The 15,037-nt window shown below is 70.6% G+C and carries 9 protein-coding genes; 5 read left to right on the forward strand and 4 right to left on the reverse strand.

Going from position 1 to position 15,037, the window contains the following annotated elements; translation table 11 throughout:
• Positions 1 to 46: 46 nt before the first annotated feature.
• The 4 genes from QZ749_RS12630 to QZ749_RS12645 all read left to right on the forward strand — a co-directional run bounded on the left by QZ749_RS12630 (position 47) and on the right by QZ749_RS12645 (position 6,273).
• A complete protein-coding gene (locus QZ749_RS12630) occupies positions 47 to 3,691 on the forward strand; it encodes a tubulin-like doman-containing protein (RefSeq protein ID WP_296947292.1) in 3,645 nt (1,214 codons plus the stop codon).
• 9 nt (positions 3,692 to 3,700) lie between these two features.
• The gene (locus QZ749_RS12635) at positions 3,701 to 4,894 is read left to right on the forward strand and encodes a hypothetical protein (RefSeq protein ID WP_296947294.1); all 1,194 of its coding nucleotides are present in this window, start codon (positions 3,701 to 3,703) and stop codon (positions 4,892 to 4,894) included.
• A gap of 73 nt (positions 4,895 to 4,967) precedes the next feature.
• Positions 4,968 to 5,849: a DUF726 domain-containing protein gene (locus QZ749_RS12640; RefSeq protein WP_296947297.1), complete on the forward strand. Its 882-nt coding sequence runs from the start codon at positions 4,968 to 4,970 to the stop codon at positions 5,847 to 5,849.
• Positions 5,850 to 5,943: 94 nt separating this feature from the next.
• Positions 5,944 to 6,273 carry a hypothetical protein gene (locus QZ749_RS12645; protein ID WP_296947299.1) on the forward strand — a complete coding sequence of 110 codons (330 nt, stop codon included), beginning with the start codon at positions 5,944 to 5,946 and terminating at the stop codon, positions 6,271 to 6,273.
• 229 nt (positions 6,274 to 6,502) lie between these two features.
• On the opposite strand, the gene QZ749_RS12650 is transcribed toward QZ749_RS12645, so the two are convergent.
• From QZ749_RS12650 to QZ749_RS12665, 4 genes are all read right to left on the reverse strand, one after another.
• A complete protein-coding gene (locus QZ749_RS12650; RefSeq protein WP_296947302.1) occupies positions 6,503 to 8,560 on the reverse strand; it encodes a tetratricopeptide repeat-containing diguanylate cyclase in 2,058 nt (685 codons plus the stop codon).
• Between the two features lie 228 nt (positions 8,561 to 8,788).
• Positions 8,789 to 10,576, reverse strand: a complete 1,788-nt coding sequence (locus QZ749_RS12655) for an ABC transporter ATP-binding protein (RefSeq protein ID WP_296947304.1) — start codon at positions 10,574 to 10,576, stop codon at positions 8,789 to 8,791.
• A gap of 7 nt (positions 10,577 to 10,583) precedes the next feature.
• The gene (locus QZ749_RS12660) at positions 10,584 to 12,362 is read right to left on the reverse strand and encodes an ABC transporter ATP-binding protein (protein WP_296947306.1); all 1,779 of its coding nucleotides are present in this window, start codon (positions 12,360 to 12,362) and stop codon (positions 10,584 to 10,586) included.
• 137 nt (positions 12,363 to 12,499) lie between these two features.
• Complete coding sequence (locus QZ749_RS12665) at positions 12,500 to 13,468, reverse strand: phasin family protein (RefSeq protein WP_296947309.1); 969 nt, start codon at positions 13,466 to 13,468, stop codon at positions 12,500 to 12,502.
• 212 nt (positions 13,469 to 13,680) lie between these two features.
• On the opposite strand from QZ749_RS12665, the gene QZ749_RS12670 reads away from it, so the two are divergent.
• Positions 13,681 to 14,961 (forward strand): amidohydrolase family protein, encoded by a 1,281-nt coding sequence (locus QZ749_RS12670; protein WP_296947311.1) that lies wholly within the window; start codon positions 13,681 to 13,683, stop codon positions 14,959 to 14,961.
• Positions 14,962 to 15,037: the final 76 nt, after the last annotated feature.

The following is a 15,037-nucleotide window of genomic DNA, read 5'->3' on the forward strand; positions in this document are numbered from 1 at the left end:
CGGGCACACATCGAGCACACAACAGGAAAGCACAGGAAAACACGCCATGGCAGACTTCCCCGACCCCTCGGCCCTGAACCGCAAGACCGAACTGAAGGTCGACCTGCGACCGACGCTGTTCATCGGCGCCGGCGGCACCGGCATGGAAGTCATGATGCGCATCCGCCGCCGCATCCTGTCGGCCGTGTGGAACCGCCACCATCCGACCCGCGTCGAGTCGATCGGCGACTTCCCCGTCGCGCGCTTCCTGCACTTCGACCTGGACAGCAATGCCGTCATCGACGAGGGCAAGTCGCAGCGCACCGACCCGTGGTTCGAACTGGTCAAGCTGGCGGACGAGGAACGCCTGGTCGAGCCGCTCGACCTGCCGCAGTACCACGAGTCCGACGACAGCCTGGCGCGCTTTCCGCTGATCGAGCGCTGGATGCCGCTGCGCCCCAAGAAGCTGCGTTCGCTCGGCATCGACCCGTCCAAGGGGGCCGGCCAGATCCGCGCGCTGGCGCGCCTGTACCTGTTCGACAAGTACCCGAAGCTGCGCGGTCGCATCAAGGGCGCGCTGAATTACCTGAGCAGCAATGCCGGCATCGAGCGCAAGGAGAATTACCAGCGCCTGGGCCTGCAGGTCGACACCAGCAAGTTCCGCATCGTCGTCATCGCCTCCAATGCCGGCGGCACCGGCGCCGGCAGCGCCATCGACCTGGGCTGGATCGCCAAGGCCATCGCGCGCCAGGAAGTGTCGGACAGCCAGGTCGACCTGGTGATGTTCCTGCCCTCGGGCTACGCCAGGGCCAACAAGGAAAGGACCGAGGCCAATGCCTACGCCACGCTGATGGAACTGGAGACGGCGATGCGCGACATGAACGCGCAGGTCCAGTGGATGGAGCCGGACAGCGTGCTCGGACGCGGCGCCCCGTTCGACGACGTGTACTTCGTCGACACGGCCAACCTGGCCAACAAGGCGACCCAGGACGTCAAGGACGTGTACCAGATGGTGGCCGACACGCTGTTCGAGGATTTCGCCTCGGCCGATTTCGCCAACCGCAAGCGCTCGGTCGCCGTCAACCAGCAGCAGCACAAGCTCGGCCCCTACAACCCGCGCGTGCCGGAAAGCCGCTTCGGCGACATGCGCCTGTCCTACTCGAAGGCCTATTCCGCCTTCGGCCAGGCGGTGCTGGACACCCAGCAGAGCCTGCGCGAGGACATCCGCGCCTACGAGCTGGCGGGCCGGATGGTGAAAGCCTTCTTCGGCCTGGCGGCCAGCGACGGCGGCGGCGCCCGCCGCGCCGGCGACGCCGAGCGCGACGCCTTCATGCGCGAGCAGATGGGCCTGCAGGAACACGCGTTCTCCGACTTCCCCGACCTGCGCAAGGGCACCGTGGACGTGACGCCGTTCCAGGAATACGCGCTGACCGGCATGCTGCTGATGGACCGCGACGGCCGCTCGCTGCTCGAGCGCGTCGAGAGCAAGGTGCAGCTCGAGGTCGACCGCATCATGGCGTCCTACGAGGTGCGCGACTGGCGCGAGAAGGTCGCCGAGCTGCTGCCGCAGCTGGAGCGCGACGCGATCCGCGAGGCCGGCGCCAGCGCCGAGACCAGCGAGGACCGCATCAAGCGCCACACCGGCGAGCAGCTGGCGCAACTGCGCCTGAACGTGCGTGGCCGCCTGTACATGCTGCTGGACGACCGCAAGCAGGGCGGCCTGGAATTCGTGCTGTCGCTGCTGGAGCAGGTCAAGGCGCGCCTGGCGCAGCGCGACCTCGGCAATGCCCAGCGCAACGGCAAGCGCTACCGCGACATCCGCGACGCGCTGCGCACGCGCCAGGTCGAGGAATCGCTGAACAACCTGGCGCAGGCGGCGTCGCGCCTGTTCGGCAAGGATGCCCAGGCGCGCGAGGTGATGAACCACGTCAAGCGCGACATCGCCGACTACCTGCGCTTCCACCTGCTGGCGGTGGCCGCCGGCCAGGCGGTCGAGGCGATGCGCGGGCTGTCGGCCTGGCTGGGCGAGCCGCTGGCGCCGGACGAGCACGGCCAGGTGCGCTGGAGCGGGCTGGCCGGCGAGTTCCAGGAAGGCCGCCGGGAAGTGCAGGCCATGCTGGGGGCCGTCGACCAGCGCATCGGCCAGCTGCGCGCCGACGCGCGCCAGGAACACGCCACCTACATCAAGCTGGCCGACGAGACGCCGGCGCCCGCGCAGTCGACGGTCGCGCTGCGCGGCGACGTGAGCGCCTGGGCCGAGGAAGTGCTGCTCGAATTCGGCGGCTCGGCGCGCCTGTTCCCGCAACTGGGCGACGAGCGCCTGCGCGCCGACCTGCTGCTCAAGCTGTTCCGGCGCGCCCAGGTGCAGCTGTCGAGCCAGGACGCGCTCGCGGCCGAGCCGCTCGACCCCCTGCTGGAGCGCCTGGGCGCCATGTCACCGCAGGAGCGCCAGCGCGTGTTCGCCGAATGGATCAAGAGCGCCATGCCCTGGATTAACGCGCGCTTCTCGGCCGAGTTCACGCCCAACGCCGACCAGTTCAAGTGCTTCATCGGCGTCGGCGATCCGCTCGCCTGGCGCCGCATGGAGGCCGAGATCCGCGCCGCCGTGCCGGCCGGCTTCTTCCACGGCGACCTGGTCTCCATCGTGAACACGGGCGTGCCGGGGCGCGCCGTCTGCTACATCGAACTGTCCGGCTACCCGATGACGGTGCTGCGCGGCCTGCCGACCTGGCGCGCCAGCTACCAGATCGAGAATCCCAAGATCCCGACCCACCTGCACTTCGATGCGACGCGCTTCCGCCATCCGATCTCGCCGTCGATGGACGAACTGAACCGCCTGGCCGACGACTACGACTGGTTCCTGCAGGCGGTCGCGCTGGGCATCCTGCGCCGCAAGGCGGACCTCGGCGATCGCGAGGCCAGCTTCCAGCCGCGTGGCCAGTACCTGTTCGAGGTCGAGCCGGGCTCGGGCGAGTGGCTGCAGATCGGCAACGAGTACGCGATCCGCGCGAACGGCCTGCCGGCCTACTACCGCGCGCAGGTGATCGCCGCCGTGCAGGCGCGCCTGCAGGGGCTGGGGCCGCACCAGTTCGCGCTGCTGGCGGCGCTGATGCGCCACTTCCAGCTGCGCGTGTACGAACCGAAGCTGGAGGTCGACGAGACCGGCGCCCAGCTGCCGTCGCCCTCGCTGCCGAACATCACGGCGCGGCGCCTGTACGACGCCTGGATCCGGCGCGCGACGGCGCTCGACCCGGCCCTGTCGCCGGCCCAGGTCGAGGCGGCCCTGGCCCAGCTCGACGCCTGGACCGACGTCGTGCCCGATTCGGCCAGCGACGCCTATCACTGGGAAGTCGAGCGCGCCGTCGACAAGCGCGCGATCAAGCCGGAATGCCTGGCCAGCGACGCGCGCGCGGCGCAGGCGCTGGAACGGCGCGCGGCGGCCGTGCACCTCGTCGCCGACACGGCGGCGCCCCTGGCGCCCGGGGCGCGCTACAAGCTGTTCCTGGACGGCGCCCAGCGCGGCCCCTACGGCGTCGACGAGGTGGCGCAGCAGCTGGCGCACGGCGCGGCCGATGGCGCCACGCGCATCTGGAACATGGCGTGGAACCCGCGCCTGGACAAGTGGAAGACGGTGGCCGAGATGCCGGAATTCGCGGTGGCGCTGGCGCCCGCGATCCCGGATCCGGACGACGGCATTCCCGATCCGGAATAAGGAGACGGCGTGCAGGACGACACCGTCTATCGTTGCATCGCTCCCGCCTGCGGCCGCCTGATGCCGCGGCAGGTGAATTTCTGCCCGTGGTGCGGCACCGCGCAGACGGCGGCCGTGCGCGCGCTGGCCGCGGCGCGCGCGGCCCCGCCCGGCGCCGACGCGGATGCCGCGGCGCCGCGCGCCGCGCTGGCCGCCGCCGGGGCGACCGTGGCGGCGTCGCTGGCGGGTTGGTCGGACGTGCCGGAGGTGCCGGGGGTGCCGGACGGCGCGGCGCCGACCGCCGCGCCGACGCCGCCACCGATGCCGACACCGACCGCGACACCGACCGCGGCACCGACCGCGGCACCGACCGCGGCACCCTCGCCGGCGCCGACCGCGGCACCGACTGTGGCGCCGACCGCGGCACCCACGCCAGCACCGACGTCGGCACCGACGCCCGCGCCGGCCGCGGCGAAGACCGGCGCGGCCGGTGCCCATGCGTTCGGCCGCGCTCCCGCGGGCGGCGCTCCACCGCGCCAGGGCGCCGGCCCGTCGCGGCCGGCGCAGCCGCCGCAGCGCGAACCGATCCGCCTGCGCTGGTGGATCCTGGCGCTGGTCGTGCTGTGGGGCGTGTGGCTGGTGGCCAAGCCGTCGGCGAAAAAGACCGAGCGCCGCATCGAGGCGGCCATCGGCCTGGCGCGTGAATGCCGGGCGAAGGACGCGCAGGATGCATTGATCGCGCTGCGCCGCGACCGCGCCACGCCGGCCCAGCTGGAACGCGTGCAGAAGGCGCTGAACGACGAAGCGGGCAAGTGCACGCGCCGGCGCCAGCGCGACAAGGCCTGGAGCGAGGCCAGCGACGCGGCCGAGGCGGCGCTCGAGGCCGGCAATCCCGAGCGGGCGCGCCTGCGCCTGCAGGCGTTCGCCAGGCGCTGGGGCGAGGACGAGGACACGCGCGCGCTGCGCGCGCGCATCGACGCGGCGCGCCATCCGCTGGCGGTGCCGCGCACCGGCACCGCGACGGGCGCATCCGGCGGCGCCGGCGCGGCCGCGGGCGGCGATGCCGAGTCGGCGCGCAACCTGGTCCGGGAAGCGCGCGCCGACCTGGCGCGCGGCGCCTTCCATGCGGCCGGCGACAAGATGACGCTGTGCCTGGCCATGGTCGATCCGGGCAATCGCGAGTGTGTGGCGCTCAAGGCACAGGCGGAGCGCGAGGGCAGGTAGGGTCGGCACGCCGTGCCCGCACGCGTCGGGAAATGCATTAAGATTTCTTTTCTGAATCTTTTTGCGCGTCGCCATGCGTCCTGCCGTCCCCTTCCTGAAGTTGAGCGATATCGAACAATTCCCGGATCCGGCCGCCGACACCGACGGCCGGCTCGCGAAAGTGTGCCAGATACTGTTCAATCCTTTGCTCTTGCCCATGGTGACGACCGGCTTGCCCCTGGGTTCCGCCCAGCCGCCGCGTTTCAAGCTCCATAAGCTGCGCAGCGGCGGCAAGCATGCCGTCATCGTCGTCAACGGTTTCCTGTCGAAGGGCGACCGCGGCACCAGTGACTGGGAAGACGCGCTCGCCGCCAGGTTCGGCCGCGCGACCTGGTACCACCTGGACTGGGACGCCTTCCGCCATCCGCTTGCGCAGGCCGCCGACCTGCTGACCATCGACGGCATGCTGGACCGGATGGTCGGCAAGCGCGAGCCTGCGTTGCTCGCGGGCTGGCACACGACGATGCTCGCGGCCGAGCGCGCCGGCGAACTGCTGGCGCAGGCCATCCTGAGCACGCCGGGCTGGCGTTTCACGCTGGCCGGCCATTCGCTCGGCGCGCGCGTGATCCATTTCGCCCTGAAGGCGCTGGAGGGGAAGGGCGCGCGGCGCATCGAGAACGTCTACCTGCTGGGCGGCGCGGTGGGCGGCGCCGACGTGGAAAGGGACAAGCGGGACTGGACCAGCGCTGCCAATGCCGTCAAGGGGCGGATCTTCAATTGCTTCAGCGACGAGGACGGCGTACTGGCGTGGCTGTACCAGGGCGCCAACGCCCTGCAGAGCAGGCCGGTCGGCCTCCACGGCATCCGGCTCAAGCACGAGCGCATCTTCCATTTCGATTGCAGCCCGCTGGTCACGGGCCATATGCGATGGAAGGAAAACTTCGGCCACATCCTCCGCCAGTTGAAGGCCTATTGAGCGCCACGCGTCCGCCGCCGCCCGTGTTCAAGGTGTATATTTGATAACAAAAAGGTTGGCAACGGATTCGTTGGCAAAAAAGGAGGATGCTGACATGAAACGCCTATCCATCTTGGCGGCCCTGGTGGCCGCTTCCCTGCTGGCCGGCTGCCGGCAGGACGACGGCCCGGGCCCGGCCCAGCGCGCCGGCAAGGCCGTCGACGACGCCGGTGCGAAGGTGACGCAGGCCGTGGACGCGGCCGGCGAGCGGGTCAAGGACGGCGTGCAGGCGCAGGTCGACAAGGTCGACGCCGCCGCCCGCCGCGCGCGCATCGACGCGCAGGAAGCGACCGAGGAAGCCAGCCGCAACCTGGACCGGGCGACGCAGAAGGTCGGCGAAAAAGTGGAAGAAGCCGGCCAGAAGATCCAGCACGCAGCGCAGTAGGGTGGACGGCTCCGCCGTCCACGCGGTGATACGCACCGCGTGAACCGTCGCGCCGGTGGCGGGTCAGGCCGTCCACGCGGCGATACGCACCGCATGAACCGTCGCGCCGGTGGCGGGTCAGGCCGTCCACGCGGTGATACGCACCGCATGAACCGTCGCGCCGGCGGCGGGTCAGGCCGTCCACGCGGCGATACGCGCCGCACGACCCGCCGCGCGCGGCGCCGGGATCTCAGGACGCCATGCGCAGTTCCGGCGGATTGCCGTGCACGATGGCCAGGTCGATGCGCCCGGCGCGCCAGGCGCCCTCGATGTCCTGCTCGATCTCGTCCATCGCCGCCCCATCCAGGCGCGCCAGGCCGCGCACGCCGTAGGCGCGGTTGCGGCCGTGGCCCTTGGCCAGGTACAGCGCCATGTCGACGATGTTCACGGCGCGTTCCCACGACACGCTTTCGGTGCCGGGCCCCAGCGGGAAGGGCGCGAAGCCGATCGACACGTTGACCGACAGCGGCACGCCCTGGTAATCGATGGTGCGCGCCGGGATGCCGTTCAGCAGGCGGCGCGCCACCTCGTCCAGCCGGTCGCGCGGCACGGACGGCAGGAAGGCCAGGAATTCCTCGCCGCCCCAGCGCACGATCATGTCGGTCTCGCGCAGGATCTCGCGCAGCGCCGCGGCGATCTCGCGCAGCACGGCATCGCCGGCGCCGTGGCCGTAGGTGTCGTTGATGTGCTTGAAGTGGTCGACGTCGAGCAGGTACATCGCGCTGACCATCCCGCCCTCGGCGCGGTCCCCGGCACCGTCGTGGCCGCGCATGAACTCCTGGAAGTGGCGGCGGTTGTACAGCGCCGTCAGCGGGTCGCGCGCGCTCTGCTGTTTCAGTTCCTGGTTCTTTTCCTCGAGCTGCGCATTGGCCTGGCGCACCTTACGGTACAGCAGGCCGACGATGGTCGACACCAGCGCGAACACCAGCGCCAGCAGCCACCAGATGCGCTGCTGCAGGCGGCGGTTGTCGAGCTCCGTCGACTTGACCTGGTTTTCCTGGCGCAGCAGCAGGATCTGGCGCTGGCGCTTGTCGGCCTCGTATTTTTCCTGCAGTTCCATCATCGCCTTCTGGCGGCGCCGCTCGAACAGCTCGTTCGACAGGGCGCGCTCGCGGTGGTAGGCGGTCAGCGCCGCCGGCAGGTCGCCGGCGCGCTCCAGCGCGTCGCCGTACTCGGCCAGCACGCTCTGCAGGTCCGGCTTGTTGCCGGCCTTCTCGTACCAGGCGATGCCCTCGTCGACGTACTTCTTGCCCTCGGCCATGCGGCCCAGTCCCAGGTAGGCATAGCCCACGTTCACCAGCGCGGTCGCGGCATTCGCATCGTCGTGCAGCGCGCGCGCCTGCGCCAGGCCCTGCTGGCCGGACGACAGCGCGGCGCGGTAGTCGCGCTGCTTCAGGTAGGCGTCCGACAGGTTGATCAGCGTGTTGGCGATCATCGCGCGCGCGCCGATCTCGCGTTCGAGTGCCAGCGCCGACTGCAGCGCGCGCACGCCGCGCGGCAGGTCGCCGGCGGCGACCGACAGGATGTATTCGGTGGTCTTCAGGATCGCCAGGCGGCCCGGCGCCTCCATCGTCTCGGCGGTGCGCAGCGCTTCCTCGATCGCCTCGAATCCCTTGTCGTACTCGCGCATCAGGTAGTACTGGTAGGCCAGCGATTTCAGGGAGATCACCGCCAGCAGCGGCTGGCCGGTCTGGCGCGCCAGCGTCACCGCGGCCTGCAGCTTGGACAGCGCGGCCAGGAAGTTGCCGTCCTCGGCGTACGCTTCGCCCGACGAGATCAGGGCGTGCACGCGCAGGGTGTCGTTGCGGCTGGTGCTGCTGAGCTTTTCGGCTTCCCAGATCAGCTGGTGCGAGCGCGCCATCTCGTTCAGGCTGAACAGCGCATAGGCCTTGGACAGCAGCGCGCGGGCGAGGACGTCGTCGCTGCGCGCCTGGCGCGCCAGCTGCACTGCCTGTTCGCACAGGGCCGAGGAAACCAGGTGTTCGCCGAGGCGGTGGCGCAGGTCGCAGGACAGCACCAGGAACTGGGCGCGCTGGCCGGGCGGGCCGCCGGCCGTCTCGGCATCGAGTTTTTCCAGCAGCGCAATGGCGCGGTGCGGGGTGACGCGGATGACTTCGCCGATCTGGGTCATGCGCTCCTGGGGCAGCAGCGCGTCCTGGGCAGCGGCGGCGACCGGCGCAAGGCAAAGCGCAGCCAGCAGCGCGCGGCTGCTCCGGTGCTGCAATGCGCGGTACAGGCCTGCCAACATAGCTCCCCAGCGATGTAGAGTGGGACGGACGTCAATTTTTCATTATATGGCGGTTGCTACTGAGAAAGATCAATTTTATGATTTGCTATGCGCAAAAAGACACACTTCCGTGTCAGACCGCGCGGCCGCATGTCACAATCGGCGCCGGCATGGCGATCGGCACCAAAAAAGTGCGGAAAACGGGGAGCGGTGCATGGCGATGGCCGGCCCGGACCCGGGCCGGCCGGGTCAGGCGGCCAGCTGCTGCAGCAGGTACAGGCGCTGGTACAGCCCGCCCTCGATCCGCATCAGTTCGTCGTGGCTGCCGCTCTCGCTGATGCGGCCGTGGTTCAGCACCACGATGCGGTCGGCGTCGCGGATCGTCGACAGGCGGTGCGCGATCGCGACGATGGTGATGCGGCCGCGCAGTCCGTCCAGCGCCTGCTGCACGACCTGCTCGGTGGCGCTGTCGATGCGCGAGGTGGCCTCGTCCAGCAGCAGGATGCGCGGCCGGCCGGCCAGGGCGCGCGCGATCGCGATCAGCTGCTTCTGGCCGGACGACAGGCGCGAGCCGCCTTCGCCCAGCGGCGTGTCGTAGCCCTCTTCCAGGGCCGCGATGAAGTCATGCGCATGGGCCGCGCGCGCGGCCGCCTCGATCGCGTCCTGCGGCAGGTTGCGTCCCATGTCGATGTTCTCGCGCGCCGAGGCCGCCAGCAGGAAGGGATCCTGCGGCACCAGCCCGACCTCGCTGCGAAAGCGCGCGTTGTCGATGCCGGCCAGCGGCTCGCCGAACAGGGAGATGGCGCCGCGGTTGCCGTCGGTATCGAAGGGGTAGTAGCGCAGCAGCAGCGACAGGAAGGTCGACTTGCCGCTGCCGGTATGGCCCACGATGCCGAAGAAGGCGCCCTGCGGGATGTCCAGCGACAGGTCGTGCAGCACCGTCTGGCCCGGCACGTAGGCGAATTCCAGGCCGCGCACCCGCACCGCCGGCGCGTCGGGGTCGGGCGCCGGCCGCGCCGTGCCCGCGCGGCCGGCGGCGTGCTCGGGCGCGCCGGCCTCGTCGAGCAGGGCGGCCACGCGCGCCGTGGCGACCACCGCCTGCTGCAGGCCGCTGAACTGCATCGTGATCTGGATGAGCGGCTCGACCACCCGCGCGATGTAGCTGATGAAGGCGTACAGCACCCCGACCTCGACCGCGTTCATGCTGCGCTGGCCGAAGCTGAAGATGACCACCGCCAGCAGCACCACGTTGAGGAAGTCGAGCGCGGGCCGCAGCAGGAAGGCGTTGGCGCGCAGCTCGGCCACGCGCGCCGTGTAGTGCTGCTCGTTGGTGCCGGCGAAGCGCTGCCCGAAGCGGTGCTGGGCATTGTTCGCCTGCAGCACGCTCATCCCGCCGATCGATTCCGCCAGCTGGCCGTTGATGTCGCTGCGCAGGGCGCGCGCGCGCGTCACGGCCGGCGCCGACAGGCGCTGGTACAGCCAGACGATGCCGACCACCGCCGGCACCAGCGCAAGCACGATCAGCATCAGGCGCCAGTCCAGCCAGGCCATCGCGATCGAGGTGCCGACCAGCACGATGCTGCTGTCGAGGATCACGAACAGCACCTGGATGTAGAGGGTCTTGACCGCCTCGGTGTCGTTGGTGACGCGGCTGACCAGCTGGCCGGTGATGGCGCGGTCGAAGAAGGCCATCGGCAGGCGCAGCACGTGGCCGTAGACCCATTCGCGCAGTCGCTGCACCGAGCGCATCGCCAGGCCCGACAGGCGCACCAGCTGCAGGAAGCGCAGCCACGACGCGGCCCAGCCGGTCAGCAGCACGGCGCCCAGCAGCAGCGCCATGCGCGGCCAGTCGAGGTGATGCGGCAGCAGGTGCTCGTCGATCAGCTTCTTGCCGAGCAGTGGCCCGAGCACCTCCAGGGCCGCGGCCAGCACCAGCCAGCCGGTGGCCCAGCCCAGGTGGGCGCGGTCCGGATGGGCGGCGCGGCGCAGCAGGCCGGCGGCCTGCCGCGCCTGGGCGCCGCTGACGCTGGATTTCACGTGGCGATCAGATGGCATCGAGGCTGGCCTCCAGTTGTTGGTAGCGCCACTGGGAGGCATACCAGCCGTCCAGCGCGAGCAGTTGGTCGTGCGTGCCGCGCTCGACGATGCGGCCGTCGCGCAGCACCACGATCAGGTCGGCCTTGACGACGGCCGACAGGCGGTGGCTGGCGATGATGGCCGACAGGCCGGGGCGCGTGCGGCGCAGCTCGTCCAGGTGGTCGAGGATGCGCGTCTCGGTGCCGGTGTCGACGGCCGACAGCGCGTCGTCGAGCAGCAGCAGGGGGCTGTCGGCCAGCAGCGAGCGCGCGATCGCCACGCGCTGGCGCTGGCCGCCGGACAGCGTGATGCCTTTTTCGCCGACCGGGGTGTCGTAGCCCTGCGGGAAGCGCAGGATGTCGTCGTGGATCGCCGCCATCCGCGCGGCCCGCTCGATCTCGGCGCGCGCGGCGCCCGGGCGCGCCAGCGCGATGTTCTCGGCGATCGAGGCCGAGAACAGGAAAGATTCCTGCGGCACCCAGCTGATCCCGGCGCGCAGCGTCGCGAGCGTGTATTCGTCCAGGGCGTGGCCGCCCCACGTCACCCGGCCCGCCTGCGGCGTGGCCTGGCGCAGCAGCACGCGCAGCAGCGTCGACTTGCCGGAACCGGTGGCGCCGACCAGGCCCAGGGTCTGGCCCGGCTCCAGGCGCAGCGAGACGTCGTCGAGGGCCTGGCGCGGATGCTGGCGGCGCTCGCTGCCGTCGTCGTGGGCGGCATGGGCGAAACCGACGTGCTCGAACACCAGCGGACCCGGCGCCAGCGTGTCGAGCGTGCCGTGGTCGTCCACGCTGAGCGGGGTGTCCAGCAGCGGCTGCAGGCGCGCCAGCGCGGCGCGTCCGCGCTCGATCAGCGACAGCACCCAGCCGGCCGCGAACATCGGCCAGATCAGCTGGCCCAGGTACATGGTGAAGCTGGTCAGCGCGCCGATGGTGAGCTGGCCCTGCCAGACCAGCCAGCCGCCCAGGCCCAGCGTCAGGCCGGTGGCCGCCGTCAGCGTCAGGCCGACGGCCGGCTCGTAGGCGGCTTCCCATTTCTGGGCGCGCAGGCTGGCGTCGGCGGCGGCCGCGGTGAGGGTGGAGAACTGCTGCGCGCTGCGTTCTTCCAGGCCGAGCGCGCGCAGCGTGCGCACGCCGCTCAGGGTTTCCTGCACGTGGTCGTTGAGCGCCGAGAAGCGCTTGAGGGAATCGCTGGACGCTTCGTGCACGTGGCTGGAGATGCGCCAGAACGCCAGCGCCATCAGCGGGAAGGGCAGCAGGGCGATGGTGGTCAGGCGCCAGTCGACGCCGAGGAACATGATGCCCAGTACCATGACCAGCGTCAGCGTGCCGTCGAAGCCGGCCAGCAGCGCCTCGCCCGCGGCCTGTTCGATGGCGTCGATGTCGTTGGTGCCCAGGGCCATCAGGTCGCCGGTGCGCTGGCGCTGGTAGAAGGCCGGCCCCTGCGCGGCCAGGCGCGCGTACAGCGCCGTGCGCAGTTCGACGCCGAGCCGGTAGGAGGCCGAGTACAGGCGCAGGCGCCAGGCCACGCGCAGCACGTAGATCGCCACCCCGAGGCCGAGCAGTTCGAGCAGGCCGACCAGCAGTTCGTGCTGGCCGAGCCGGTGCGCGGCCAGGCCGTCGATGAGGAAGCCGACCTTGCGCGGGACGAGCACCGTGCACAGCGCCACGCCGAACAGCATGACTGCCGACGATGCGTAGGAACGCCAGTGCCGGCGCACGAAGCCGCCGATCAGCCTTGCCAGACCCATGGATTGTCCTGTCTAAAAAAGAAAAGCGGGCCGCAGCCCGCTGACGTGGTACCGGTGCCGGGCGCCGAGGCCGGCATGGACGCTACTGTACCCGTTTTGGCGTCCCCTTGCAGGCGGGCGTGGCGCCCGCCCGGCGCTCACTTCTTGCGCGAGGCGCGCGTGGACCGCGTGTCGCGCGCCGGCACGTGCAACGGCGGCGTGCTTTCCACCGGCGTCACGATCGGCAGGTCGACGTGGCCGCCCGCCTCCAGCGGCACGGTGGAGGCAATCGGGTGTTCCGCGCCGGCCGGCTTGGGCGCGACCTTGCCCAGCGCCGCGGCCAGCGGCTTGGCCCTGGCGAGCGGCGCCTCGTCGGCGATGGCCTGTTCCAGCGCCTGTTCGGCCTGCTCCGCCGCGTCGACCGCCGCCGTGGCGGCGCCGCGCACGGGAGCCTCGACGGCATCGACGGCATCGACGGCATTGGCGGCATCGGCGGCGGCACGTGGCGTCTCGGACGGCACGGCGCCGGTCTTCTCGGCGTCCAGCTCCGTTACGTCGGGCACCGGCGCGCCGTCCGGCTCGGGGGCCGACTCAGGCACCGGCGCGGGGGCCGGCGCCGGGGCGCCGGCGGCATGCAGCGCAGCCTCGGCCAGCGCGCTGCCGGTATCGAGCGCCGCCGCCGCGATCTCGGTCGTCACCGTCGTGGCGTCGGCCGCGGCGATGGCGGCCTGTTCCAGCGCCTGCGGCGCCGAGACCGGCACGTTGGCGCTGGCCGCGGGCAGCAGTTGCAGCGGCGCGGCCAGGACCGGCGCCGAGCGCGCGTCCCAGGCCACGGCGCGCACGCCGGTGGCGATGCCCAGCAGTTCGCGGCCGTAGGAGAACAGGTGCTGCCACTGGCGCTGGGCGGCCGCGCCGACGGCCAGCAGGTCGCGCGGATCGCGCGCGTCGAGCATCTGGCGCAGCGTGCCGGCGGCCTGTTCCATCGAGGCGCGCGAGGTTTTCATATTCAACGCAATCAATTGCTCGGCATTATCCAAAGCGCGGCTGCCGATGGCATCGAGCACCTTGAGCTGGGCTTCCCACTGGGACTTGCGGACGGCGGACAACTGTTCGGAAAATGGAGTCATCGGAATTCCTTGTCTTTCAGGTTGAGACGCTGCATTTCATGATGCGGTGCAATAGCGCAAGTGTAAGGCTGTTCATTTGGCTTGGAAAGAAGATTCTATGTCCTTTTTATAAGGAAATCTTGCGCCGCAACATTGGATATTAATCTATATCATTGACACGCTGCGTTCCGATTGACTTGGCTACAATTGTTGTATCTCAACAAGGAGATTACATGGATTTGATTATCCGCAACGCCACCCTGGCCGACGGCCGCCGTGTCGACATCGGCATCGCGGGCGAGACGATCGCCGCCGTGGCGCCCGCCCTCGACGCGCGCGCCGTGCGCAAACTCGACGCCGGCGGCGACCTCGTCACGGCGCCCTTCGTCGACGCCCACTTCCACATGGACGCGACGCTCAGCTACGGCCTGCCGCGCGTGAACGCTTCCGGCACGCTGCTCGAGGGAATCGCGCTGTGGGGCGAGCTCAAGCCGCAACTGGCCCAGGATGCGCTGGTCGAACGGGCGTTGCAGTATTGCGACTGGGCCGTCGCGCGCGGCCTGCTGGCGATCCGCACCCACGTCGACGTGTGCGACGCGCGCCTGCTGGCGGTGGAGGCGTTGCTCGACGTCAAGCGCCGGGTCGCGCCCTGGATCGACCTGCAGCTGGTGGCGTTCCCGCAGGACGGCCTGCTGCGCAGCCCGGGCGCCTTCGACAACCTGAAGCGCGCGATCGCCATGGGCGTGGACGTGGTCGGCGGCATCCCCCATTTCGAGCGCACCATGGCGCAGGGCGCGGAATCGGTGCGGCTGCTGTGCGAATTCGCGGCGCAGCAGGGCCTGATGGTCGACATGCACTGCGACGAGAGCGACGATCCGCTGTCGCGCCACATCGAGACGCTGGCGTCCGAAACCCTGCGCCTGGGCCTGCAGGGACGCGTCACCGGCTCGCACCTGACCTCGATGCATTCGATGGACAATTATTACGTCAGCAAGCTGCTGCCGTTGATCGCCGAGTCCGGCGTGGCCGCCATCGCCAATCCCCTGATCAACATCACGCTGCAGGGCCGCCACGACACCTATCCGAAGCGGCGCGGCATGACGCGCGTGCTGGAACTGCTGGCCGCCGGGGTGCCGGTCGCCTTCGGCCACGACTGCGTGATGGACCCGTGGTACGGCCTGGGCTCGGGCGACATGCTGGAAGTGGCGCACATGGGACTGCACGTGGCGCAGATGACGGGGCAGGCGGCGATGCGCCAGTGCTTCGACGCCGTCACCGCCACGCCGGCGCGCATCCTCGGGCTGCAGGGCTACGGCATCGCGCCGGGCTGCAAGGCGGACCTGGTCTGGCTCGACGCCGCCGACCCGGTCGAGGCGATCCGCCTGCGCGCCGCGCGGCGCCTGGTGCTGCGCCGTGGCCGCGTGGTCAGCGAGGCGCCGCCGGCGCGTGCCACCCTGTCGCTGCCGGGCCGGCCCGCCACCGTCGACTTCCGGCTCAGCCGTAAGGAATCGTGATCGAAAGCAGGTTTTCTTTCCTGTCTTTATGCGACGGAAATATTCTCGCCGAGGCCCGTCGCGGGCCGCGCGAACG

This window comes from uncultured Massilia sp., assembly GCF_913773735.1.
Lineage (GTDB): Bacteria > Pseudomonadota > Gammaproteobacteria > Burkholderiales > Burkholderiaceae_D > Telluria.

Coding starts and splice junctions, on each gene's coding strand:
- QZ749_RS12645 (WP_296947299.1), top strand. CDS start 5,944: ATGAAACGCCTATCCATCTTGGCGGCCCTGGTGGCCGCTTCCCTGCTG.
- QZ749_RS12640 (WP_296947297.1), top strand. CDS start 4,968: ATGCGTCCTGCCGTCCCCTTCCTGAAGTTGAGCGATATCGAACAATTC.
- QZ749_RS12665 (WP_296947309.1), bottom strand. CDS start 13,468: ATGACTCCATTTTCCGAACAGTTGTCCGCCGTCCGCAAGTCCCAGTGG.
- QZ749_RS12660 (WP_296947306.1), bottom strand. CDS start 12,362: ATGGGTCTGGCAAGGCTGATCGGCGGCTTCGTGCGCCGGCACTGGCGT.
- QZ749_RS12650 (WP_296947302.1), bottom strand. CDS start 8,560: ATGTTGGCAGGCCTGTACCGCGCATTGCAGCACCGGAGCAGCCGCGCG.
- QZ749_RS12630 (WP_296947292.1), top strand. CDS start 47: ATGGCAGACTTCCCCGACCCCTCGGCCCTGAACCGCAAGACCGAACTG.
- QZ749_RS12670 (WP_296947311.1), top strand. CDS start 13,681: ATGGATTTGATTATCCGCAACGCCACCCTGGCCGACGGCCGCCGTGTC.